This window comes from Streptomyces sp. NPDC088261, from assembly GCF_044740805.1.
Classification (GTDB): Bacteria; Actinomycetota; Actinomycetes; order Streptomycetales; family Streptomycetaceae; genus Streptomyces.
The window spans coordinates 15,514-36,566 of sequence record NZ_JBIURL010000029.1 but is presented as its reverse complement, the minus strand read 5'-3'; the positions used below and the strand labels follow the sequence as shown (position 1 = coordinate 36,566).

Sequence of the window (21,053 nt, the reverse complement as noted above, 5' to 3'; positions counted from 1 at the left end):
CCGTCTCCGGGGCCCTCCGGGCGCTTCCCTTCGGTATTTCGTGTTTCCAACCTTACCAGATCCATTCGGCTGTTCTTGCCGCTTGAATTCCGGTGGCCTTTGGATGGGCCTTTGTTTCTTTGCCTCTCGGCTGTCCACTACTTTAACCGATTCCCCGTCCGGCTCATAATCGAGTCGCAGGGTCGGAATTTCGGCATGCCGAAATCCATACCCGTTGGGGTCGGATCGTAGGTAGAGGATGGCCGCTCCGGGGGCTGCTGAACAGCAGGACCCGTGTCAAGCGGCTTGGGCTACGTTAGGCGGATGAACGGGACGAGTCAAGTTCGTCTGCGCCGCGGCACGTGGGCACGGTAGGGGCTCACCGAGGGGTCCCCGTCGATCCAGAAGCGCCACGGGTGGACCGCGCCGTCGCCGCCGACGCCCGTACGGGGGCCGCTGCGGACCAGGTCATCCGCCACGGGGGTGCCCGCCAGGATCGCCAGGTCCGCGTCGGGGTCGCCGCACACGTCCGTACCGTTCAGGGCGCGGTCGACGCTCAGGGCCGTGGCCAGCCGGGCCGGGCCTTTGGCCAGTTCTCTGTCATGACGGGCCGAGAGTCGACGTTTGCGGGTGAGTTCGGCACCGACAGTGACCTGTCCCGCCCGCAGCAGGACCCCGCTCGCGGTGCCCTCGGGACCGCACACCAGGTTGAGGCAGTGCCACATCCCGTACGTGAAGTAGACGTACGCGTGTCCGGGCGGGCCGAACATCACGTCGTTACGGGCCGTGCGCCCCCGGAAGGCGTGCGAACCCGGGTCGATCGCGCCGGCGTACGCCTCCACCTCGGTAAGGCGGAGTTCTATCGTCCCGTCGTCGGTGTTCCGTACCAGCGTGCGACCGAGCAGATCGGGCGCCACCTCCAGGACCGGGCGGTCGAAGAAGTCCCTTGGCAGCGGCGTACGGTCGGGGGTCTCGATCATGACGTCCGAGGGTACCCGTGGAACCGGCTACGGTCGTCGCGCGTATGTAGGGGTCAGGACTAGGAGGAGTGAACACACATGGGTTTCAAGAAGCTGCTCGCGAGCATGGGCGCCGGCGGTGCGTCCGTCGAGACGGAACTGACCGAGTCGAACGTCGTCCCCGGCGGGGTCGTCCAGGGCGAGGTACGGCTCCAGGGCGGTTCGGTGAACCAGCAGATCCAGGGCCTGAACGTCGGTCTCCAGGCGCGGGTCGAGGTCGAGGGGAACGACCAGGAGATCAAGCAGGACATCGAGTTCACCAAGCAGAGCATCGGCGGGGCCTTCGAGGTGCAGGCCGGGGCGACGCACGTGGTGCCGTTCGGTCTGGAGATCCCCTGGGAGACCCCGATCACGATCATCGACGGACAGCCCCTGCGCGGCATGAACATCGGGGTGACCACGGAGCTGGACATCGCGCGGGCGCTGGACTCCGGTGACCTGGACCCGATCAACGTGCACCCGCTGCCGGCGCAGCAGGCGATCCTCGACGCGTTCATCCAGCTGGGCTTCCGCTTCAAGGCGGCGGACATGGAGCGCGGTCACATCCGGGGGACGCGCCAGCGGCTGCCGTTCTACCAGGAGATCGAGTTCTTCGCGCCGTCGCAGTACCGCGGGCTGAACCAGGTCGAGCTGTCGTTCGTCGCGGACGACCGTGAGATGGACGTCATCCTGGAGATGGACAAGAAGCCGGGTCTGTTCGGTGAGGGCAGCGACTCGTTCCGGGCGTTCAAGGTCGGCCTCGGGGACTTCCAGGGCACGGACTGGTCGGCGTACCTCAACCAGTGGCTCGCCGAGGTGGGTGGCCGTCGCAACTGGTTCTAGTCCGCGACCTTAAGCTCGGGGCCGTCAGGCAGATCAGGCAGGCCAGCCTATTCGGAGGTTCGAACGTGACCGAGGCAAAGCGGGCTCCGCTTCCTCATGACTTCCTTCCCGAGGTGCCGTCGTTCACCGTGGTGAGCGACGACGTCGCGCCGGGCGCGGTGCTGAAGGACGCCCAGGTCTACGCCGCGGGGAACGTGTCGCCGCAGCTGCGGTGGTCGGGTTTCCCGGCGGAGACCAAGAGTTTCGCCGTGACGTGCTTCGATCCCGACGCGCCGACCGGCAGTGGTTTCTGGCACTGGGTGCTCTTCGACATCCCGGCGTCGGTCACCGAACTGCCGGCGGGTGCGGCCAGTGGCGGTTTCGAGGGGCTGCCGAAGGGCGCCGTGCACGGCCGTAACGACTACGGGACGAAGGACTTCGGTGGCGCGGCGCCGCCCGCCGAGGATCCCCGGCACCGTTATGTGTTCACCGTGTACGCGGTGGACACGGAGACGCTGGGTGTGGACGAGAACGCCTCTCCGGCGTTCGTCGGATTCAATCTGCGGTACCACACGCTGGCGCGCGCGCAGCTCATCGGGGAGTACGCGGCCTCCGACGCGAGCTGACCGTTCGCCTGTTGTTTGCCCTGCCCTGGTCTTGGAGAGACCAGGGCAGGGCATTTTTTATTGTGTTGTCCCTCTCGGCGTGCCCGGCCAGAGTTGATCCAAGCCCGCCGGACGGCGGGCCGGCACACGGGAGGTGGGCGGGATGCGGGACACGCTGGTACTGAATGCGAGCTTCGAGCCGCTGTCGACGGTGACTCTCAACCGTGCGGTGGTGCTGGTGCTCCAGGACAAGGCCGTGGTCGAGCAGGCCCATCCCGGTCTCCGTGTGCGGGCGGCCACGGTGGTGCTGCCGGTGCCCCGGGTGATCAGGCTCTGCCGGTACGTACGGGTGCCGTTCCGAAGACAGGCACCGTGGTCCAGACGGGGTGTACTGATACGGGACCAGCACCGGTGCGCGTACTGCGGCCGGCGGGCGACGACGGTGGACCACGTGGTGCCGAGGTCGCGGGGCGGTGCGGACAGCTGGCTGAATACGGTCGCTTCGTGCGCCGAGGACAACCACCGCAAGGCGGACCGTACGCCGGAGCAGGCGGGGATGCCGCTGCTGCGGCAGCCGTTCGTGCCGTCCCCGGCGGACGCGATGTTGCTCTCGCTGCGGGCGGGCGAACGGACGGAGCTGCCGGGCTGGCTGGCCGGCGTGCAGCCCGCGGCGTGACGCCCGCCGGTCCGGTCGCGGCGTAGCGCCCGCCGGTCCGGCCGGCTCAGCGCAGGATCAGCTGGACCAGCGCGCATCCGCCGACGGCCACGATGAGTCCGCGCATGAGCGTGGGTGACAGGCGGCGTCCTGCCCGCGCGCCGAGCTGGCCGCCGAGGGCGGAGCCGACGGCGATGAGCAGGACCGCCGTCCAGTCGAAGTCGGCGACGAAGAGGAAGAAGAGCGCGGCGACGCTGTTGACGACGGCCGCGAGGATGTTCTTCACGGCGTTGAGCCGTTGCATGGTGTCGTCGAGCAGCATGCCCATCAGGGAGAGGTAGATGATTCCCTGGGCCGCGGTGAAGTAGCCGCCGTAGACGCTGGCGAGCAGCAGTCCGGTGAAAAGGAGCGGGCCGCCGTCCGGCCGGATGAGGGTGCCCTTCTCGGCGCGGCGTTTCTGGACGGCGGCGGAGAGCCTGGGCTGGAGGATGACCAGCAGCAGGGCGAGGGTGACGAGGACGGGCACGATCGTCTCGAACGCCGTGGACGGCAGGAGCAGCAGGAGTACGGCTCCGGTGAGGCCGCCGACGAGGGCGGCGGCGCTCAGGCGCAGGATGCGGCGGCGCTGTCCGGCGAGTTCGGCGCGGTAGCCGATGGCTCCGCTGATGGAGCCGGATATGAGGCCCAGCGCGTTGGAGACGGTGGCGGTCACGGGTGGCAGGCCGGTGGCGAGCAGGACCGGGAAGGTGATCAGGGTGCCCGATCCGACGATGGTGTTGATGGTGCCGGCGCAGATGCCCGCGACGAGAACGGCGAGCATCTCCCAGATGGTCACGGTGTAGCGGCCCTCCATGATCGGTGCATAACGCACCGATCATGCACGAAGGGGGACGTGGGTCATTCCACCGGGGGGGCCGGTTTGCGTTCCTTGCCGGTGTTGAAGCCGGGTCCGCCGCCGGAGCCGAAGTTGTCGAAGGCTCCGCTGAGTCCCTTGAGGGCGTCGCCGATCTCGCTGGGCACGATCCAGAGCTTGTTGGCGTCGCCCTCGGCGATCTTGGGGAGCATCTGGAGGTACTGGTAGGCGAGGAGTTTCTGGTCGGGGTCGCCGGCGTGGATGGACTCGAAGACGGTACGGATCGCCTGGGCCTCGCCCTCGGCGCGCAGGGCGGCGGCCTTGGCCTCACCTTCGGCGCGGAGGATCGCGGACTGCTTCTCGCCCTCGGCGGTGAGGATCTGGGACTGGCGGATGCCCTCGGCGGTGAGGATCGCGGCGCGCTTGTCGCGGTCGGCGCGCATCTGCTTCTCCATCGAGTCCTGGATGGAGGTCGGGGGCTCGATGGCCTTCAGCTCGACGCGGTTGACGCGGATGCCCCACTTGCCGGTGGCTTCGTCGAGGACGCCGCGCAGGGCCGCGTTGATCTCCTCGCGGGAGGTGAGGGTGCGCTCCAGGTCCATGCCGCCGATGATGTTGCGCAGCGTGGTGACGGTGAGCTGTTCGATCGCCTGGATGTAGCTGGCGACCTCGTAGGTCGCGGCGCGGGCGTCGGTCACCTGGTAGTAGATGACGGTGTCGATGTTGACGACCAGGTTGTCCTGGGTGATCACCGGCTGGGGCGGGAAGGGCACGACCTGTTCGCGGAGGTCGATGCGGTTGCGGATGGAGTCGATGAACGGGACGACGATGTTGAGACCCGCGTTGAGCGTGCGGGTGTAACGGCCGAACCGTTCGACGATGGCGGCGCTTGCCTGCGGGATGACCTGGATCGTCTTGATCAGGGCGATGAATACAAGCACCACCAGGATGACCAGGACGATGATGATTGATGGCATCGCGTTCCTCGGGCCCTTCGCTGCCGGATGTTCCGATGATCGAGTTTGTCAGACCAGGCGTCTGTGTGGGGGGTGTTCGGTGGGTCTACATGACGACGGCCGTCGCGCCGTCGATGTCGACGACGTCCACCTGCTGTCCGGGTTCGAACGACTGGCCCGCGTCGAGGGTCCGTGCGGACCAGACCTCGCCGGCCAGTTTGACGCGGCCTCCGTGGCCGTCCACCCGTTCCAGGACGACGGCTTGACGGCCTTTCAGGGCGTCGATGCCGCTCGCGTGCACCGGGCGGCGCGCGTTCTGCCGCGCCGCGAGGGGCCGTACGACGGCGATGAGTGCCACGGACACCGCGGCGAAGACCAGGACTTGGGCCACGACCCCGCCGCCGAGGGACGCGACGATCGCTCCGGCGACGGCGCCGGCGGAGAACATGCCGAACTCCGGCATCGCTGTCAGGACGAGCGGAATGCCCAGGCCGACCGCGCCGATCAGCCACCACACCCATGCGTCGATTTCCACTTGTGCATGGTAGGTCCGGCGAACCCCGTCCGGACAGGGGCGATATCAGGTCATCCGGTCGGCAGGCGCCTTGCGGGGGTGGTCACTTGAGCGGGAGGCCCTGCGCGGTCCAGCGGTCCCCGGTGCGCTCCACGACGAGCGGGAGGCCGAAGCAGAGGGAGAGGTTGCGGGAGGACAGCTCGGTCTCCATGGGTCCGGCGGCGAGCACCTTGCCCTGGCGGATCATCAGGACGTGGGTGAAGCCGGGGGCGATTTCCTCGACGTGGTGGGTGACCATGATCATGGAGGGGGCGTACGGGTCGCGGGCGAGGCGGCCGAGGCGCCGTACGAGATCCTCGCGGCCCCCGAGGTCCAGTCCCGCGGCGGGCTCGTCGAGGAGCAGCAGTTCGGGGTCGGTCATCATGGCGCGGGCGATGAGGGTGCGCTTGCGCTCGCCCTCGGAGAGCGTGCCGAACCTGCGGTCCAGGAACTCGGTCATGCCGAGGCGGTCGAGGAAGGCGCGGGCGCGCTGCTCGTCGACCTCGTCGTACTGCTCCTGCCAGGTGGCGGTCATGCCGTACGCGGCCGTGAGGACGGTCTCCAGGACCGTCTGGCGCTTGGGCAGCTTCTCCGACATGGCGACGCCGGCGATGCCGATGCGCGGGCGGAGGTCGAAGACGTCGACCTTGCCGAGGGTCTCGCCGAGGATCCGGGCGCTGCCGGTGGTCGGGAAGAGGTAGCTGGACGCGAGGTTGAGCAGGGTGGTCTTGCCGGCGCCGTTCGGCCCGAGGATCACCCAGCGCTCGCCCTCCTTGACCGACCAGGAGACATCGTCCACCAGAGCGCGTCCGTCGCGGACCACGGATACGTCCACCAGCTCCAGTACATCGCTCATGAGCGCGTTGTCTCCCCATGCAATCGTCTCGAGTTCCGGGTGCGCCTGTGGGCGCGGTTCCCAGGGAAAACCTACGCCACCCATGGAGTGGTCCGGCCCTGAGGTCCGTTCCCTAGGCTGGGGCCATGCTTTCGCAACCACGCTCAGGATTGCTGGCCGCATGGGGAAACGCCCTCTTGGCCGGGTTTGTGTCGCCGGACGACGCCGTGCACGCCATCGTCGGCGAGGACGCGGTGCACCGGGTGGAGGGGCTGCCGGGTGAGGCGGGGCCCGTCGGGCTCACGCTGGCGCTGGGGCGGCTGCGGACGCTCGGGGTGACCGGGTACCGGGTCGCGCTGCCCGCGCCGGGCCATCCGCTGGGGCTCAGCGGTCCCCCGGACTTCAACGCCCGCGCGCTGGAGGCCGGGGAGGCGGTGGTCGCCACAAGCGCGCCGTACGGTCTGGTGCCCGACGTGACGGCGGTGGGCCCGGCCGGGGACCGGCACGTCGAGGTGGTCTGGCACTGCCTGCCGGTACGGGAGGCGCCGCCGGCGGACGTGCCGTCGCTCGGGGAGGCGGAGCGGGAGCTGGCGGAGGCCCTGCGGGAGGCGACGGACGTGCTGTCGCGGCTGGACGTGGCGGCGTCGGGGCCGGTGGCGGAGGCGGCGCTGGACGCGTACCGGGCGCGGGCCGAGCGGGGCCGTGAGGTGCTGGCTCCCGGGTATCCGCCGCGCGCGGTGCGGGTGCTGGAGCTGGCGCAGCGGGTGGGGCTGCTGGTGGAGCTGGCGTACGAGCACGGGGACGGGGGCGCCGTGAGCGCGTCGGAGATGTCGGCGCGGGGGGCGGCGCTGCGGCCGGTGGAGCGGGTGGCGCGGCGGGCGCGGGTGGCCTCGTACAACGCGTATGTGGAGGAACGGGAGCGGGGGCTGCCGCCTGTGGTCTGAATCACGTGGGCGGGGGTCGTGCCGGAGACGTACGGGAGGAGCGCACGGCGTCCCGTACGTGGCGCGTGTCACGGAGCGAGGCCCCGGGACCGCCGGGGGATGACGGCGGGTCCCGGGGCCTCGTCATGAACGCCGCGCGCGGGGCGTCAGGCGTTCGTTCAGCGGTTCACGGAGTGGTTGCCGAACGCCGGGTTCAGCAGGCCGATCACGTTCACGGTGTTGCCGGTCAGGTTGACCGGGACGTCCACCGGGACCTGGACGGCGTTGCCGGAGGCGATGCCCGGGGAGTGCTGGGCCAGGCCGTCGGCCTGCGCGCCGGAGCCGCCACCGGTGGCGAACGCCGCGCCGGCGGAGGCACTCGCGGCGAGACCGGCGGTGACGATGACCAGGGCGGCCTTCTGGGCGACCTTCATGGGGTGTTCCTCAATCGAGAATCGGTAGGGGTGGATAAGGGCGGTGCGGCGGGGCGCTGTCAGTGGTTGACGGCGGCGTTGCCGAAGGCCGGGTTCAGTACGCCGATGACGTTGACGCTGTTGCCGACGGCGTTGACCGGGACGTGCACCGGGGCCTGGACCAGGTTGCCGGAGGCGATGCCCGGGGACTTGAGGGCGGCACCCTCGGCCTGCGCGCCGCCGTGGGCGGACGCGACGCCGGACGCGGCGGCGACGATGCCGCCGGCGACGAGGGTGAGGGTGGCGGCCTTCTTCAGGTTCTTCATGTCGGGTTTCCTCCTCGGGGCGGCCGCGGCGGTGTGCCGCGGCATGCCATGGAGAACGCCCGGAAGACGATCAGGATGCGCCGTGTGGGTGACATACACCCGACGGTATGAATCTCAGACCGGATGACGAAGGGGCTGGTGGACCGTCCGATCAGCCGGTAATCCCATGTCGGACGGCCCAGAGGGCGGCCTGGGTGCGGTCCGCGAGATCCAGTTTCATCAGGATGTTCGAGACGTGTGTCTTGACGGTCTTCTCGGAGAGCACCAGGGCGCGGGCGATCTCGCGGTTGGAGCGGCCGTCGGCGATGAGGGTGAGCACTTCGCGTTCCCGCTCGGTGAGGGTGGTCCCCCGGCCCTGGCCGCCGCCGGGGTTGTCCTGGGCCAGCAGGGCACCCGCGACCTCGGGCTGGAGCAGGACGTGCCCCGCGTGCACGGAGCGGATCGCGCCGGCCAGCGCCTCGGGGTCGACGTCCTTGTACACGTAGCCGGACGCGCCGGCGCGCAGGGCGGGGACGACGGTGCGCTGTTCGGTGAAGCTGGTGACGATCAGCACCCGGGCCGGGTTCTGGAGGTCGCGGAGGGTGCGCAGGGCCTCGATGCCGTCGGTGCCGGGCATCTTGATGTCCATCAGGACGACGTCGGGCCGCAGTTCCTCGGCGCGGGCGACCCCCTCGGCGCCGTCGGACGCCTCCCCCACGACCTCGATGTCGTCCTGGACCTCCAGGAACGTCCGCAGGCCGCGGCGGACCACCTGGTGGTCGTCCACCAGCAGGACCCGGATGGTCTTGTCAGCCACCGGGCACCTCCATCTCGATCGTGGTGCCCCGTCCGGGCGCCGAGTGCACGCTGAGTCTGCCGCCGACGCCGCCGGCCCGGTCGCGCATGGAGACCAGGCCCAGGTGCCGGCCGGCCCGGCGGACCGCGCGGGGGTCGAAACCCTTGCCGTTGTCGGTGACGCCGAGGACCACGCCGGGGCCCCGGCGGGCGAGGGTGACGTCGACCCGGTCGGCGCCGGAGTGCCGCAGCGCGTTGTGCAGGGCCTCCTGGGCGACCCGCAGCAGCGCTTCCTCCTGGGCGGCGGGCAGGGCCCGTACCGAGAAGCTGTCGAAGGTGACCCGGGCGGAGTGGGCGCGGTCCAGGACGTGGATCTGGGTACGGAGGGTGTGGACGAGGCCGTCCTCGTCCAGGGCGGCGGGCCGCAGCTCGACCACGGCGGCGCGCAGTTCCTCGGCGGCCTCGGCGGCGAGCGCGGTGACCTGCTGGAGTTCGTCCTTGGCGCGGGCGGGGTCGCGGTCGACCAGGGCGGCGGCGGCCTGGGCGGTCAGGCGCAGGGAGAAGAGTTTCTGGCTGACGGCGTCGTGGAGTTCGTGGGCGAGGCGGGAGCGTTCCTCGGCGATGGTCAGCTCGCGGCTGCGTTCGTGGAGCCGGGCGTTGGTGAGGGCGATGGCGGCGTGCTGGGCGAGTATGCCGAGGAGTTCCTCGTCCTCCCCGGTGAAGCCGCAGCCCCCGCCGGGCCTGGGGCACCGCTTGTTGGCGAGGAAGAGCGCGGCGAGGGTCTCGTCGCCGTCCCGGACGGGCAGCCCCAGGAAGTCGGACATGTCGGGGTGGGGGGCGGGCCAGCCCTCGAAGCGGGGGTCCTGGCGTACGTCGGTGAGGCGCTGCGGCGTCTCGTCCCTGAGCATCGCGGCGAGGATGCCGTGCTGGCGCGGGAGCGGCCCGATGGCCTTCCACTGCTCGTCGCTGACGCCGTCGACCACGAACTGCGCGAAGCCGCCGTGGTCGTCGGGGACGCCGAGCGCCGCGTACTCGGCGTCCAGCAGTTCGCGGGCGGAGGCGACGATCGTCTTCAGGACGTCCCGTACCTCCAGGTGCCGGCTCATCGCCAGCAACGCGGTGCTCACCGCCGCGAGGCCGGAGCTGGGTCGGTGGCTCATGGCTTCACCGTACCGGCGGGCCCGGCCCGTGTGATGAGGCCTAAGAGGGGGGTGACCAGGGCGTACGGCCTAGGCCGGAAGACCCCCGCGGGGCGGGCACGGACGCGGCCGGGACGCGCACGACGACCGGTCACGACCGCCGCGAGGCCCTTCACCGTATGCATTGCTTGAGCAACGCGGGGTGAGCTGACCATGCCCCCGATGTGAGCCCGCACATAGGACGTACGTCACTTACGAAGGCCGCTAGTCGACCAATGAGGCGGCTGTGAGCTTGCTACATGGCGAAAACGCACCATTCGCCCCCCTCCCCGTCCCACTACCCGGGGTCGTACGTCACACCTTTGCCACAGCATTTTGCGGCCGCTAAGAATTGCGTCCGTCGCCGCCGAGCAGGCTGTCGGCCACCCGGCCCCCGCGACTCCCCGCTATTCGAAGAGGTACGTCTCTATGTTCTCGTCACGCACCCCTGGCCTTGACCGTCTCAACCGGGCGCACAAGGCTTCGATCGCCGGCGTCGCCGCCGCCGGAGTCGCCGCCATCACCTTCACGCTCGTTCCGGGCGCGGCGGCCGACTCCAAGCCCTCGCAGGCGGTCACCGCCTCGCAGGCCGCCTTCACGGCGACCCCGAACACCGCCGCCCAGGCGGCCGAGCTGCACGCGAGCGTCAGCAAGCAGGAGATCTCCGCCGAGAACACGGCGAAGGTCCAGGCCGCGTCCAAGGTCAAGGCGGCCGCGCAGGAGAAGGCCGACAAGGCCGAGAAGGCGAAGAAGGCCGCCGAGGCCAAGGCGAAGGCCGAGAAGAAGGCCGAGCAGAAGGCCAAGGCGGAGAAGGCCGCGAAGGCCAAGGCCAAGGCCGCCGCCGACGCGAAGAAGCGCGCGAAGGCCGCCGACGACGCCAAGAAGCGTGCCAAGGCCGCCGCCAGCCGGGCCGCCGCGCGGACCCCCGTCTACGCGAACAACCTGGACGGCTGGATCAAGGAATCGCTGTCCATCATGAAGAAGCACGGCATTCCGGGCTCCTACGAGGGGCTGCACCGCAACATCATGCGCGAGTCGAGCGGTAACCCGAACGCGATCAACAACTGGGACATCAACGCCAGGAACGGCATCCCGTCGAAGGGTCTGCTCCAGGTCATCCCCCCGACCTTCGCCACGTACCACGTCAACGGCACGTCGAAGAACATCTACGACCCCGTCGCCAACATCGTCGCCGCGGCCAACTACGCCGCCGACCGGTACGGCTCGATGGACAACGTCAACAGCGCCTACTGAGCGCGGTGGACATCTGAGCGCGGCTGAGCGCCGAAGAGTCCGACATGCCGGAGGGCGGCACCCCTGTGCGGGGTGCCGCCCTCCGGCGCGGCGTTCTCCCATCCGTACGACCGCTACTTCCGCATGACCTCCGGCTCGTGGCGGCGCAGCAGGCGCGCGACCACGAAGCCGCAGAGCACGCCGATCACGACGAGCACGATCATGTCGACGGACCACTGGGCGGCGGTGTGCGCCCACAGCGGGTCCAGGTCGTCCGGCTTCTCCGGGTCCCACGGCGCCATCAGGTGCGACAGGTCGAGCGTCGAGCCCGCCGCGCCCAGGGCCCAGCGGGACGGCATCAGCCAGGCGAACTGCTCCAGTCCGGGCTTGCCGAAGATCTGGAAGAGGGTGCCGGTGAAGACCAGCTGCACGATCGCGAACATCACGAGCAGCGGCATGGTCTTCTCGGCGGTCTTGACCAGGGCGGAGATGACCAGTCCGAGCATCATCGCGGTGAAGCCCATGGCGATGATCGCGAGGCAGATCTCGACCGCCGGGTGGGTGATCACACCCTTCTCGGGGAGCTCACGGACCGGCAGGGCGATGGCGCAGATGATGACGGCCTGGAAGGCCGTGATCACCCCCAGCACGATCACCTTGGACATGAGGTAGGCCGAGCGGGACAGGCCGGTGGCCCGTTCCCGTTCGTAGATGACCCGTTCCTTGATCAGTTCTCGTACGGAGTTGGCCGAGCCGGCGAAGCACATCCCGACCACGAGGATCATCATGATGATCCCGGCGGTGCTGTTGAAGCGGGAGGGCGGGGTGGGCGGTACGAGGCCGAACTTGGCCGGTATGACGGCGCTCACCCCGCCGAGGATCGCCGGCAGCAGGACCATCAGGCCCATGAAGCCCCGGTCGGACGCGATCACCGACACATAGCGCCGGACCAGGGTCCACAGCTGGGAGCCCCAGCTCTGCGGCTTGGGCGGGCGCATCTGCTGCGCCGAGGGCATGGCCACGGACTGCGCGGCGATGGCGTCGATGTCGGCGGCGTACATCTGGTAGTGCTGCGAGCCGCGCCAGCGGCCCGCCCAGTCGTACTCGCGGTAGTTCTCGAAGGCCGAGAAGACGTCGGCCCACGTGGTGTAGCCGAAGAAGTTGAGCGCCTCCTCGGGCGGCCCGAAGTACGCCACCGAGCCGCCGGGGGCCATGACGAGGAGCTTGTCGCAGATCGCCAGCTCGGCGACGGAGTGCGTGACCACCAGGACCGTACGGCCGTCGTCGGCGAGGTCGCGCAGGAGCTTCATCACATCGCGGTCCATGCCCGGGTCGAGGCCGGAGGTCGGCTCGTCCAGGAAGATCAGCGAGGGCTTGGTGAGCAGCTCCAGGGCGACCGAGACGCGCTTGCGCTGGCCGCCGGAGAGCGCGGTGATCTTCTTGTCCTTGTGGATGTCGAGCTTCAGCTCGCCCAGCACCTCGTCGATCCTGGCCTCGCGCTCGGCGGGCTTGGTGTCGCCGGGGAAGCGGAGCTTCGCCGCGTATCTGAGCGCCTTCCTGACGGTCAGTTCCTTGTGCAGGATGTCGTCCTGCGGGACCAGCCCGATGCGCTGGCGCAGCTCGGCGAACTGCTTGTACAGGTTCCGGTTGTCGTAGAGGACGTCGCCCTCGTTGGCCGGGCGGTAGCCGGTGAGTGCCTTGAGCAGCGTGGACTTTCCGGAGCCGGACGGGCCGATGACCGCGATCAGCGACTTCTCCGGGACCCCGAAGGAGACGTCCTTGAGGATCTGCTTGCCGCCGTCGACCGTCACCGTGAGGTGGCGGGCCGAGAAGGAGACCTCACCGGTGTCGACGAACTCTTCCAGCCGGTCGCCGACGAGGCGGAAGGTCGAGTGGCCGACGCCGACGATGTCGTGGGGGCCGATGGGGACGGTGCCGGACTTGGCGATCGGCTGGCCGTTGACGTACGTGCCGTTGTGGGATCCGAGGTCGCGGATCTCGTAGCGGCCGTCGGGGGTGGCGGTGAACTCGGCGTGGTGGCGGGAGACCTGGAGGTCGGAGACGACCAGTTCGTTCTCCAGCGCGCGGCCGATGCGCATGACGCGGCCGAGGGAGAGCTGGTGGAACGTGGTCGGGTTGCGGTCACCGTAGTACGGCGAGGCTCCCGCGTCGGGCGCCTGCCCCTGGCCCTGGCCCGCGAACGGGTCCCCGGGACCGCCCTGTTGGGGCACCTGGGGCTGCTGGGGCTGCTGCCAGCCCTGCTGCGGGACGGCCGGCGTGACCGGCGCCTGCTGCCGTACCGGCGCCTGCGGGGCCTGCTGCTGGTACGGCGCCTGCTGCGGCGCGGCCGCCTGGGGGCTGTACGCGGCGGCCGAGAGGCTCAGCCGGGGCCCGTCCGTGGCGTTGCCGAGATGCACGGCGGAACCGGCCGCGATCTCCGTCTGGTGGACCCGCTGCCCCCGTACGTACGTACCGTTGGTGCTTCCGTGATCTTCGATGACCCAGCCCCGGCCCCCCCAGCTGATGGTGGCGTGACGCCACGAGACCCGGGCGTCGTCGACCACGAGGTCGCCCTGCGGATCACGTCCCAGGGTGTACGACCTGGCCGGATCGAGCGCCCAGGTCCTTCCGTTCCATTCCAGTACGAGTTCGTGCACTCCATGCCCCACTAGTTGTCCCCCGAAGTTCCCCCATCGCTGGGGAGTCTAGGGATGGCGAACATCGGGGGGAACTATTTCAGGCGGGCCACCTCCCGTGAAAACCGGGCCTCTTGAATACCCAGGTACGACGGGGTCCATGCGGGCCGTTCCGTGCCGTCCGTGATCGGTTCCGCCCCCTCCGTGATCATGGAAAGTGTCCGCCCGGTGACCGTGGTGTCCGCTGTACGGGACGCCCGGCCGGTCCCGGCGCCGCGCCCGCTACGGTGGGATCACCATGAGCGCACCACAGCCCCGCCAGATCCCCGATGTCCCGACCGACGTCCCGGCCGGGATCCCCGCCACCGAGGTCCCGACCCTGCTCGTCAAGATCTTCGGGAAGGACCGCCCCGGGATCACCGCGGGGCTCTTCGACACCCTCGCCGCCTACGCCGTCGACGTCATCGACATCGAGCAGGTCGTCACCCGCGGCCGTATCGTCCTGTGCGCGCTGATCACCGCGCCGGCGGCGGGCGGCGCCACCGAGGGCCAGCTGCGGGCCACCGTCCACAGCTGGACGGAGTCCCTCAAGCTCCAGGCCGAGATCATCTCCGGCAAGGGCGACAACCGGCCGCGCGGCAGCGGCCGTTCGCACGTCACCGTGCTCGGCAACCCGCTCACCGCGGAGTCGACCGCCGCCATAGCGGCGAGCATCACCTCGACCGGCGGCAACATCGACCGTATCTTCCGGCTCGCCAAGTACCCCGTCACGGCGGTGGAGTTCGCGGTGTCCGGGGTGGAGACCGCGCGTCTGCGCACCGCGCTGGCGACCTCGGCGGCGGGCATCGGGGTGGATGTCGCGGTCGTCTCGGCCGGGCTGGCCCGCCGCGCCCAGCGTCTCGTGGTGATGGACGTCGACTCGACGCTGATCCAGGACGAGGTCATCGAGCTGTTCGCGGCGCACGCGGGCTGTGAGGCGGAGGTCGCCGAGGTGACGGCCCGCGCCATGGCGGGAGAGCTGGACTTCGAGCAGTCCCTGCACGCGCGGGTGGCGCTGCTGGCCGGGCTCGACGCGTCGGTGGTGGACAAGGTACGGACGGAGGTACGGCTCACTCCCGGGGCCCGCACCCTGATCCGTACGCTCAAGCGGCTCGGCTACCAGGTGGGCGTCGTGTCCGGCGGGTTCACCCAGGTCACCGACGCGCTCAAGGACCGGCTCGGGCTGGACTTCGCCGCCGCCAATACCCTGGAGATCGTGGACGGCAAGCTCACCGGGCGGGTCACCGGGGAGATCGTCGACCGCGCGGGCAAGGCCCGGCTGCTGCGGCGGTTCGCCGCGGAGGCGGGGGTGCCGCTGGCGCAGACGGTGGCGATCGGGGACGGCGCCAACGATCTCGACATGCTGAACGCGGCCGGGCTCGGGGTGGCCTTCAACGCGAAGCCGGTGGTCCGCAAGGCGGCGCACGCCGCGGTGAACGTACCGTTCCTGGACACCGTCCTCTATCTGCTGGGGATCACCCGCGAAGAGGTCGAGGAGGCCGAGACGCCGCAGGGCGGCGGCCGCTCACAGGAGTGAGGGCCACTCCTGTGAGCCGGGCGGTCGCGGCGGTCGGCCGTACGGGGGAAGGGCACGGCCCGGCCGTACGGGGAAGGGGCACGGCTCAGTCGTGCGGGGCCCAGAACTCCTGGAGCGTGCCCACTCCCAGCTCCACCGACTTCCAGTCCCGGTCGATCCCGATGACGGCGAAGGCGGCCGTCGGGAACCCGCTGCGGGTCATCCGGGCGATGTGGTCGTTCGAGTCGTCGCCCGCCATCGCGTCGGCGAGGGCGTGCATGCCCGGGTTGTGACCGACGAGGAGCAGGTTGGTCACGTCGTCGGGAGTTTCGTTGATCAGGGCGAGCAGCTCGCCGAGGGTCGCGTCGTACAGCCGGTCCTCGTAGACGGTCCTCGGCCGCTGCGGCAGCTCGTGCACGGCCAGCTTCCAGGTCTCACGGGTCCGCGCCGCGGTGGAGCAGAGGGCGAGATCGATGGCGATGCCGGTCTCGGCGAGGCGGCGGCCCGCGACGGAGGAATCCGCACGGCCCCGGTCGGCGAGTGGCCTCTCGTGGTCGGCCACCTCCGGCCAGTCGGCCTTGGCGTGCCGGAGTAGGACGATCCTGCGGGTCGTATCGGCGCTCATGCCCTCCAGCTTCGCATGAAACGCGCCCGCGGGCGCAGGGTGTTGGAACGGGCCCCCGGCACGGGTGAACAGTGCTACGACGTGCCCGCCCGCGCGGGCGTACGCCCTGGTGCGGCCCGGCGCCCCGGTGCCGACCGGCGCGTCGGCGCCCTAGCGCCCGAGGACCTGGCGCATCAGGTCCAGGATCCGGGCGATCCCCGGGTCGGTGGTCGCGGCCTGCGCCTGGCCGGGGCCCGCCATCAGGACGAGCAGGACGGCGAAGGCCACCGCAGGGAGGGCCAGGGCCCACCACGGGAGCCGGACCGCGAGGGCGTCCGCGGGCCTGGGGGCGGTGCGGGGGTGCGTTCTGGCCGGCATGTCCGCCTCCGTGGGTCCGTGGTGTCCGACACCTCAGAACCTACGGATCGCGGGCGCTCCGGCCCATCCGGTGACCCACCCACTCGTCCCTGACCCTGACCCCCTAGGGGACGGTGGTGCCAGCCCCACCACAGAAGCGGGCAGAGCGGGCGGAGCGGGCCGGAGCGGTCGCGGGCCCGCGGTCAGGGGCCGCGGTCACGGGCTGGCGATCGAGGCGATGATGCCGATGACCACCAGGATGCCGATGATCGTGCCGAACACGATGAGCAGCTTCTGCTGGCCGTTCTGGGGATTCGGGTCGAGGACTGGCATGCGCTCAGTCTCGCATCCTGGTTTCGTCCTCTATCGTCCGGTCCCGCCCGGCGATCACCCCCGCCACCATCTGCGGCACCAGGAACCCGCCCATGATCGCCAGCGGCAGCCCCCACCCGCCGGTGTTCTGGTAGAGCACCCCGATCAGCAGCGGGCCCGGGATCGACATCAGATAGCCGGTGGACTGCGCGAAGGCGGAGAGCCGTACGACTCCGGCGCCGCTCCTCGACCGCATGCCGATCATGGTGAGGGCGAGCGGGAACGAGCAGTTCGAGATGCCGAGGAGCACGGCCCAGAGCCAGGCGCCGGACGCCGGGGCCAGGAGGAGGCCCGTGAAGGCCGTCACGCCGCACAGGCCGAGGGCCACGGCGATCGGGCCCTGGTTCTTCAGCCGGGTGGCGAGCCGGGGGATCACGAAGGCCAGCGGGACGCCCATCACCATCGTCACGGCGAGCAGCAGCCCCGCCGTGCCCGCGGAGAGGCCGGCGTCCCGGAAGACCTGCGGCATCCAGCCCATGGTGATGTACGCGCCGGAGGCCTGGATGCCGAAGTAGCAGGCGAGCGCCCAGGCGGTACGGCTCCGGACGAGGCTCAGCCCGCGCGCCCCGGGGGCGGTGGCCGGGGACGTGGCGGCGGCGGCGCCGCGGTCCCGTACGAGAGCCGTCCAGGGCAGGACCGCGAGCGCGGCGAGCACGGCCCAGACCCCGAGGCCCACGCGCCAACTGCCGCCCAGCGCCTCGGTCATGGGCACGGTCGCGGCGGCGGCGAAGGCGGTGCCGAGCGCGAGGGCCATCGAGTAGAGGCCGGTCATGGTGCCGACGCGGTCGGGGAAGTACCGCTTGACGATCACCGGCATCAGGACGTTGCTGACCGCGATGCCCATGAGCGCGAGGGCGCTCGCCGCGAGGAAGGCGGGCGTACCGGACGTGAAGGGCCGGATCAGCAGCCCCGCCGTGATGGCCACCATGCCGGAGCAGACGACCGCCCCGGGGCCGAAGCGGCGGGCCAGGCGGGGCGCGGTGAAGCCGAAGACGGCGAAGCAGAAGGGCGGTACGGAGGTGAGGACCCCGGCCACCGTGCCGCTCATGTGCAGCCCGCCCCGTACGTCCTCCAGCAGCGGGCCCAGGCTGGTGATGGCGGGACGGAGGTTGAGGGCGGCGAGGACCAGTCCGGCGACGACGACCGGTGTCACCCACGCGGCGGGGCCCGGGGCCGGGGCGTCGCCGGGCACACTCGGGGCGGTGGTGGCGGGCAGCCGCGTCTCGGTCCGGGTCTCGTCAGGCATGGGACCATCATAGAATCATGGGATGATTGGTTGTCCAATCCCCTTCCGGACAGACATCCCCCTCCAGACAGACCAGACGGACCAGACAGAGTTGGGAGCACCATGGCGCTGACCTCTCCCCGCCGTTCCGCCCTCTCGGACCAGGTGATCACCGAGCTGCGGAACCAGATCACCTCGGGCGCGTGGCCGGTGGGATCCCGTATCCCCACCGAACCCGAGCTGGTCGAGCAGCTGGGCGTGGCACGGAACACCGTCCGCGAGGCGGTCCGCGCGCTGGCGCACAACGGCCTGCTGGACATCCGGCAGGGCTCGGGGACGTACGTCGTCGCGACGAGCGAGCTGGCGGGCGTGATGCAGCGCAGGTTCGCGGACGCCGACGACCGGCACATCGCGGAGCTGCGTTCCACGCTGGAGTCGTCGGCCGCCCGGCTCGCGGCGGAGCGCCGTACGGCCGGGGACCTGCGCCTGCTGGACACGCTGCTGGCGCGGCGGGAGGAGGCGTGGGCGGCCGGGGACGCGGAGCGGTTCGTCACGGCGGACGCGACGCTGCACCTGGCGGTGGTGTCGGCCTCGCACAACGACGTGATGGTCACGCTCTACGCGGACCTGGGGCATCTGCTGCGGGACCGGCTGCGGACGGACGTGGGGGCGGAGCTGCGGCCGGAGAACCACATGGACCACGCGCGACTGGTGACGGCGATCCGGGAGGGGGACGGCGAGGCGGCGGGCGCGGAGGCGGCGAGCCACGCGCTGCACTGCCTGGTCGAGCGGGCCTGAGCGATTCCGGGCGGGCCGGAGGGGGTCGGAGCGGGTCGGCCCGGCCGGTACGGCTCCGGCCCCGGCTCAGCTCACGCGTTCATGGGTGACCCACACCGCCCTGACCTCTTTCCAGCAGCGGTCCGAGAGCTGGACGTAGCCGGCCGGGTGGAGCTCCGCCGGGGCGCTGTCGACGTCGACGTCCCACCAGCGGGCGCATTCGACGTGCAGGCGGACGAGGTCGGTCTCCGGGTTCGGGTTGTGGCAGGAGGCGGTGGCCCGGGATCCCTCGATCCAGGTACGGCAGGTCGCCCGGTCGCGCTCCCGCTCCCGGGCCGTCTCCCGGTCGGGGCCTTTCTCCTGGCGGTCGCGGTCGCGGTCCCGGTCGAGATCGGGGCCGGGCCGCGCCGTCGCGGCGGGCGGCACGACGGGCGGCGCGGGGCGCTCCCGTACCTCCGAGAGGACCGTCAGCCCCAGCGGGATCAGCGGGGCGCCCAGGAACGCGATCACCGCACGGCGCACTCTGCGCATCCCCGTACCTCCTCCCCCGCCACGACCGTCCCGACCGTCCCGACCGGAGCGATCTGGTCCGTTCTGCCCAGTGTGCGGGGAAATGCACTTCTTTTCGACTCGGGCGGACACGCTCCGTGACACACGGAAGCCGCGTGGCCGTCCGGGGGACGATCACGCGGCTTCAGCAGGACACGCCAGGGAGCAGGAGGCGGTACGGAAGGGTCAGGCGCCCATCATGTGCACGCCGCCGTCGACGTGGACGATCTCGCCCGTCGTCCTCGGGAAGAAGTCCGACAGCAGACCGACGATGCCGCGGCCCGCCGGCTCCGGGTCGGACATGTCCCACTCCATCGGGGCCCGGTGGTTCCACACGTCCGCGAGCGACTCGAAGCCCGGGATGGACTTGGCGGCCATCGACTTGAGCGGACCGGCCGAGATCAGGTTGCAGCGCACGTTCCGCGCGCCCAGATCACGCGCGAGGTAGCGGCTGGTGGACTCCAGCGCGGCCTTCGCGACGCCCATCCAGTCGTACTTCGGCCAGGCGACCTGCGCGTCGAAGGTGAGGCCGACGACCGAGCCGCCCCGCTCCATCAGCGGCAGGCAGGCCATGGTCAGGGACTTGAGGGAGTACGCGGAGACGTGGACGGCCGTCGCGACGTCCTCCCACTGGGCCTCCAGGAAGTTGAACGCGCCCTGCGGGCCGAAGGCGATCGAGTGCACGATGCCGTCGAGGCGCGCGTCGGCGCCCCGGTGCTCGCGGATCCGGTCGGCCAGGCCGTCCAGGTGCTCCTGGTTCGTCACGTCCAGCTCGATGACCGGGGCGGGCTCGGGCAGGCGCTTGGCGATGCGCTCGACGAGGGACAGCCGGCCGAAGCCGGTGAGGATGACCTCGGCGCCCTGCTGCTGCGCCACCTTGGCGGCGTGGAAGGCGATGGAGGACTCGGTGAGGACCCCCGTGACGAGGATGCGCTTGCCGGCGAGGATTCCACTCATGTGATCAGTGACCCATGCCCAATCCGCCGTCAACGGGAATGACGGCTCCAGTGATGTACGAGGCGTCGTCGGAGGTGAGGAACCGCACCACGGCGGCGATCTCCTCCGGCTGCGCGTAACGAGCGAGCGGGACCCGCGCGACGATGTCCGCGCGCTGCTCGTCGGTGAGCACCCGCGTCATGTCGCTCTCCGTGAAGCCGGGGGCGACGACGTTGAAGGTGATGTTCCGCGAGCCCAGTTCACGGGCGAGCGAACGGGCGAAGCCCACCAGGCCGGCCTTGGACGCGGCGTAGTTCGCCTGGCCCGCCTGGCCGGTCAGGCCGACCACCGACGAGATGAGGACGACCCGGCCCTTCTTGGCGCGCAGCATGGCGCGGTTGGCCCGCTTCACGACGCGGAACGTGCCGGTGAGGTTGGTGTCGAGGACGGACGTGAAGTCCTCCTCGGACATCCGCATCAGCAACTGGTCCTTGGTGATGCCGGCGTTGGCCACCAGCACCTCCACGGCCCCGTGCTTCTCCTCGATCTCCTTGTAGGCCTGCTCCACCTGTTCCGTGTCGGTGATGTCGCAGCGAACGGCCAGGCAGCCCAGGTCCGTCAGGGCCTGCGGCGGCTCGCCGGAACGGTAGGTGTAGGCGACCTTGTCGCCGTTGTCCGCGAAGGCGCGGGCGATGGCGAGGCCGATGCCCCGGTTTCCTCCGGTGACGAGAACCGAGCGGCTCATCGGATCACCCTTTCCTCAGCGGTCTGGTCTGCCGAAAACCTATCGGTACTGCCCTGCTCGCGAAGAATCGCCTCTGACAGTGCCGGGCTGTCAACCCTGTCGGTTCCCTACAGAACCCCGGGCCGGGCGCCACCGGTTTCCCGTGGCGCGGCGGGCCGGCGGGAGGTTGCACGGGTGTACGCGACCGGGCCGGT

The 21,053-nt window shown here is 70.6% G+C and carries 24 protein-coding genes; 7 read left to right on the top strand and 17 right to left on the bottom strand.

Annotated elements, in window-relative coordinates; genetic code table 11:
• Window positions 1-317: 317 nt before the first annotated feature.
• Window positions 318-959 (bottom strand): DNA-3-methyladenine glycosylase, encoded by a 642-nt coding sequence (locus ACIODU_RS32935; RefSeq protein WP_401772684.1) that lies wholly within the window; start codon window positions 957-959, stop codon window positions 318-320.
• 78 nt (window positions 960-1,037) lie between these two features.
• Between ACIODU_RS32935 and ACIODU_RS32930 the strand changes: the two genes are divergently transcribed.
• The 3 genes from ACIODU_RS32930 (at window position 1,038) to ACIODU_RS32920 (ending at window position 3,080) form a co-directional block, all read left to right on the top strand.
• Window positions 1,038-1,820 (top strand): sporulation protein, encoded by a 783-nt coding sequence (locus ACIODU_RS32930; protein ID WP_161309471.1) that lies wholly within the window; start codon window positions 1,038-1,040, stop codon window positions 1,818-1,820.
• A 65-nt stretch (window positions 1,821-1,885) separates the two neighbouring features.
• Entirely contained in the window at window positions 1,886-2,425 is a 540-nt protein-coding gene (locus ACIODU_RS32925) for a YbhB/YbcL family Raf kinase inhibitor-like protein (protein ID WP_401772682.1), read from the top strand.
• A gap of 142 nt (window positions 2,426-2,567) precedes the next feature.
• Window positions 2,568-3,080 carry an HNH endonuclease gene (locus ACIODU_RS32920; RefSeq protein WP_327237244.1) on the top strand — a complete coding sequence of 171 codons (513 nt, stop codon included), beginning with the start codon at window positions 2,568-2,570 and terminating at the stop codon, window positions 3,078-3,080.
• Window positions 3,081-3,126: 46 nt separating this feature from the next.
• On the opposite strand, the gene ACIODU_RS32915 is transcribed toward ACIODU_RS32920, so the two are convergent.
• The 4 genes from ACIODU_RS32915 to ACIODU_RS32900 form a co-directional block, all read right to left on the bottom strand.
• A complete protein-coding gene (locus tag ACIODU_RS32915) occupies window positions 3,127-3,894 on the bottom strand; it encodes a sulfite exporter TauE/SafE family protein (protein ID WP_356432172.1) in 768 nt (255 codons plus the stop codon).
• Between the two features lie 62 nt (window positions 3,895-3,956).
• Window positions 3,957-4,889, bottom strand: coding sequence for an SPFH domain-containing protein (locus ACIODU_RS32910; protein WP_161309467.1), 933 nt, complete (start codon window positions 4,887-4,889; stop codon window positions 3,957-3,959).
• An 85-nt stretch (window positions 4,890-4,974) separates the two neighbouring features.
• The gene (locus ACIODU_RS32905; RefSeq protein WP_356432165.1) at window positions 4,975-5,403 is read right to left on the bottom strand and encodes an NfeD family protein; all 429 of its coding nucleotides are present in this window, start codon (window positions 5,401-5,403) and stop codon (window positions 4,975-4,977) included.
• Between the two features lie 82 nt (window positions 5,404-5,485).
• Window positions 5,486-6,277, bottom strand: a complete 792-nt coding sequence (locus ACIODU_RS32900; RefSeq protein WP_327237242.1) for an ABC transporter ATP-binding protein — start codon at window positions 6,275-6,277, stop codon at window positions 5,486-5,488.
• Window positions 6,278-6,402: 125 nt separating this feature from the next.
• Between ACIODU_RS32900 and ACIODU_RS32895 the strand changes: the two genes are divergently transcribed.
• Window positions 6,403-7,200: a hypothetical protein gene (locus ACIODU_RS32895; protein ID WP_401772678.1), complete on the top strand. Its 798-nt coding sequence runs from the start codon at window positions 6,403-6,405 to the stop codon at window positions 7,198-7,200.
• A 158-nt stretch (window positions 7,201-7,358) separates the two neighbouring features.
• Here the strand turns inward: ACIODU_RS32895 and ACIODU_RS32890 are convergent, their stop codons facing one another.
• From ACIODU_RS32890 to ACIODU_RS32875, 4 genes are all read right to left on the bottom strand, one after another.
• Window positions 7,359-7,613, bottom strand: a complete 255-nt coding sequence (locus ACIODU_RS32890) for a chaplin (RefSeq protein ID WP_356432162.1) — start codon at window positions 7,611-7,613, stop codon at window positions 7,359-7,361.
• Between the two features lie 59 nt (window positions 7,614-7,672).
• Window positions 7,673-7,918, bottom strand: coding sequence for a chaplin (locus ACIODU_RS32885; RefSeq protein WP_401772675.1), 246 nt, complete (start codon window positions 7,916-7,918; stop codon window positions 7,673-7,675).
• A 151-nt stretch (window positions 7,919-8,069) separates the two neighbouring features.
• Window positions 8,070-8,714 carry a response regulator transcription factor gene (locus ACIODU_RS32880; RefSeq protein WP_356432158.1) on the bottom strand — a complete coding sequence of 215 codons (645 nt, stop codon included), beginning with the start codon at window positions 8,712-8,714 and terminating at the stop codon, window positions 8,070-8,072.
• Window positions 8,707-9,852, bottom strand: coding sequence for a GAF domain-containing sensor histidine kinase (locus ACIODU_RS32875; protein ID WP_356432156.1), 1,146 nt, complete (start codon window positions 9,850-9,852; stop codon window positions 8,707-8,709). Before ACIODU_RS32875 ends, ACIODU_RS32880 begins: the two co-directional genes overlap by 8 nt.
• A gap of 447 nt (window positions 9,853-10,299) precedes the next feature.
• Here ACIODU_RS32875 and ACIODU_RS32870 point away from each other — a divergent pair, with 447 nt between their 5' ends.
• The gene (locus tag ACIODU_RS32870; RefSeq protein WP_356432154.1) at window positions 10,300-11,124 is read left to right on the top strand and encodes a transglycosylase SLT domain-containing protein; all 825 of its coding nucleotides are present in this window, start codon (window positions 10,300-10,302) and stop codon (window positions 11,122-11,124) included.
• A 113-nt stretch (window positions 11,125-11,237) separates the two neighbouring features.
• Here ACIODU_RS32870 and ACIODU_RS32865 read toward each other — a convergent pair whose 3' ends face one another.
• A complete protein-coding gene (locus ACIODU_RS32865) occupies window positions 11,238-13,772 on the bottom strand; it encodes an FHA domain-containing protein (RefSeq protein ID WP_401772670.1) in 2,535 nt (844 codons plus the stop codon).
• 265 nt (window positions 13,773-14,037) lie between these two features.
• On the opposite strand from ACIODU_RS32865, the gene serB reads away from it, so the two are divergent.
• Window positions 14,038-15,315, top strand: coding sequence for a phosphoserine phosphatase SerB (serB, locus tag ACIODU_RS32860; protein ID WP_401772668.1), 1,278 nt, complete (start codon window positions 14,038-14,040; stop codon window positions 15,313-15,315).
• A gap of 85 nt (window positions 15,316-15,400) precedes the next feature.
• Here the strand turns inward: serB and ACIODU_RS32855 are convergent, their stop codons facing one another.
• The 4 genes from ACIODU_RS32855 to ACIODU_RS32840 form a co-directional block, all read right to left on the bottom strand.
• Entirely contained in the window at window positions 15,401-15,919 is a 519-nt protein-coding gene (locus ACIODU_RS32855) for a SixA phosphatase family protein (RefSeq protein ID WP_401772665.1), read from the bottom strand.
• Between the two features lie 150 nt (window positions 15,920-16,069).
• Window positions 16,070-16,276 carry a hypothetical protein gene (locus ACIODU_RS32850; protein WP_356432147.1) on the bottom strand — a complete coding sequence of 69 codons (207 nt, stop codon included), beginning with the start codon at window positions 16,274-16,276 and terminating at the stop codon, window positions 16,070-16,072.
• Window positions 16,277-16,471: 195 nt separating this feature from the next.
• Window positions 16,472-16,588 (bottom strand): SGM_5486 family transporter-associated protein, encoded by a 117-nt coding sequence (locus ACIODU_RS32845; protein ID WP_272925724.1) that lies wholly within the window; start codon window positions 16,586-16,588, stop codon window positions 16,472-16,474.
• 4 nt (window positions 16,589-16,592) lie between these two features.
• Window positions 16,593-17,873, bottom strand: coding sequence for a CynX/NimT family MFS transporter (locus tag ACIODU_RS32840; protein WP_401772662.1), 1,281 nt, complete (start codon window positions 17,871-17,873; stop codon window positions 16,593-16,595).
• A 102-nt stretch (window positions 17,874-17,975) separates the two neighbouring features.
• On the opposite strand from ACIODU_RS32840, the gene ACIODU_RS32835 reads away from it, so the two are divergent.
• The gene (locus tag ACIODU_RS32835) at window positions 17,976-18,650 is read left to right on the top strand and encodes a FadR/GntR family transcriptional regulator (protein WP_401772659.1); all 675 of its coding nucleotides are present in this window, start codon (window positions 17,976-17,978) and stop codon (window positions 18,648-18,650) included.
• Window positions 18,651-18,716: 66 nt separating this feature from the next.
• Here ACIODU_RS32835 and ACIODU_RS32830 read toward each other — a convergent pair whose 3' ends face one another.
• The 3 genes from ACIODU_RS32830 to fabG form a co-directional block, all read right to left on the bottom strand.
• Complete coding sequence (locus tag ACIODU_RS32830) at window positions 18,717-19,160, bottom strand: hypothetical protein (RefSeq protein WP_401772658.1); 444 nt, start codon at window positions 19,158-19,160, stop codon at window positions 18,717-18,719.
• Window positions 19,161-19,364: 204 nt separating this feature from the next.
• A complete protein-coding gene (gene fabI, locus ACIODU_RS32825; RefSeq protein WP_401772655.1) occupies window positions 19,365-20,135 on the bottom strand; it encodes an enoyl-ACP reductase FabI in 771 nt (256 codons plus the stop codon).
• A gap of 4 nt (window positions 20,136-20,139) precedes the next feature.
• Window positions 20,140-20,859, bottom strand: coding sequence for a 3-oxoacyl-[acyl-carrier-protein] reductase (fabG, locus tag ACIODU_RS32820; RefSeq protein ID WP_356432137.1), 720 nt, complete (start codon window positions 20,857-20,859; stop codon window positions 20,140-20,142).
• Window positions 20,860-21,053: the final 194 nt, after the last annotated feature.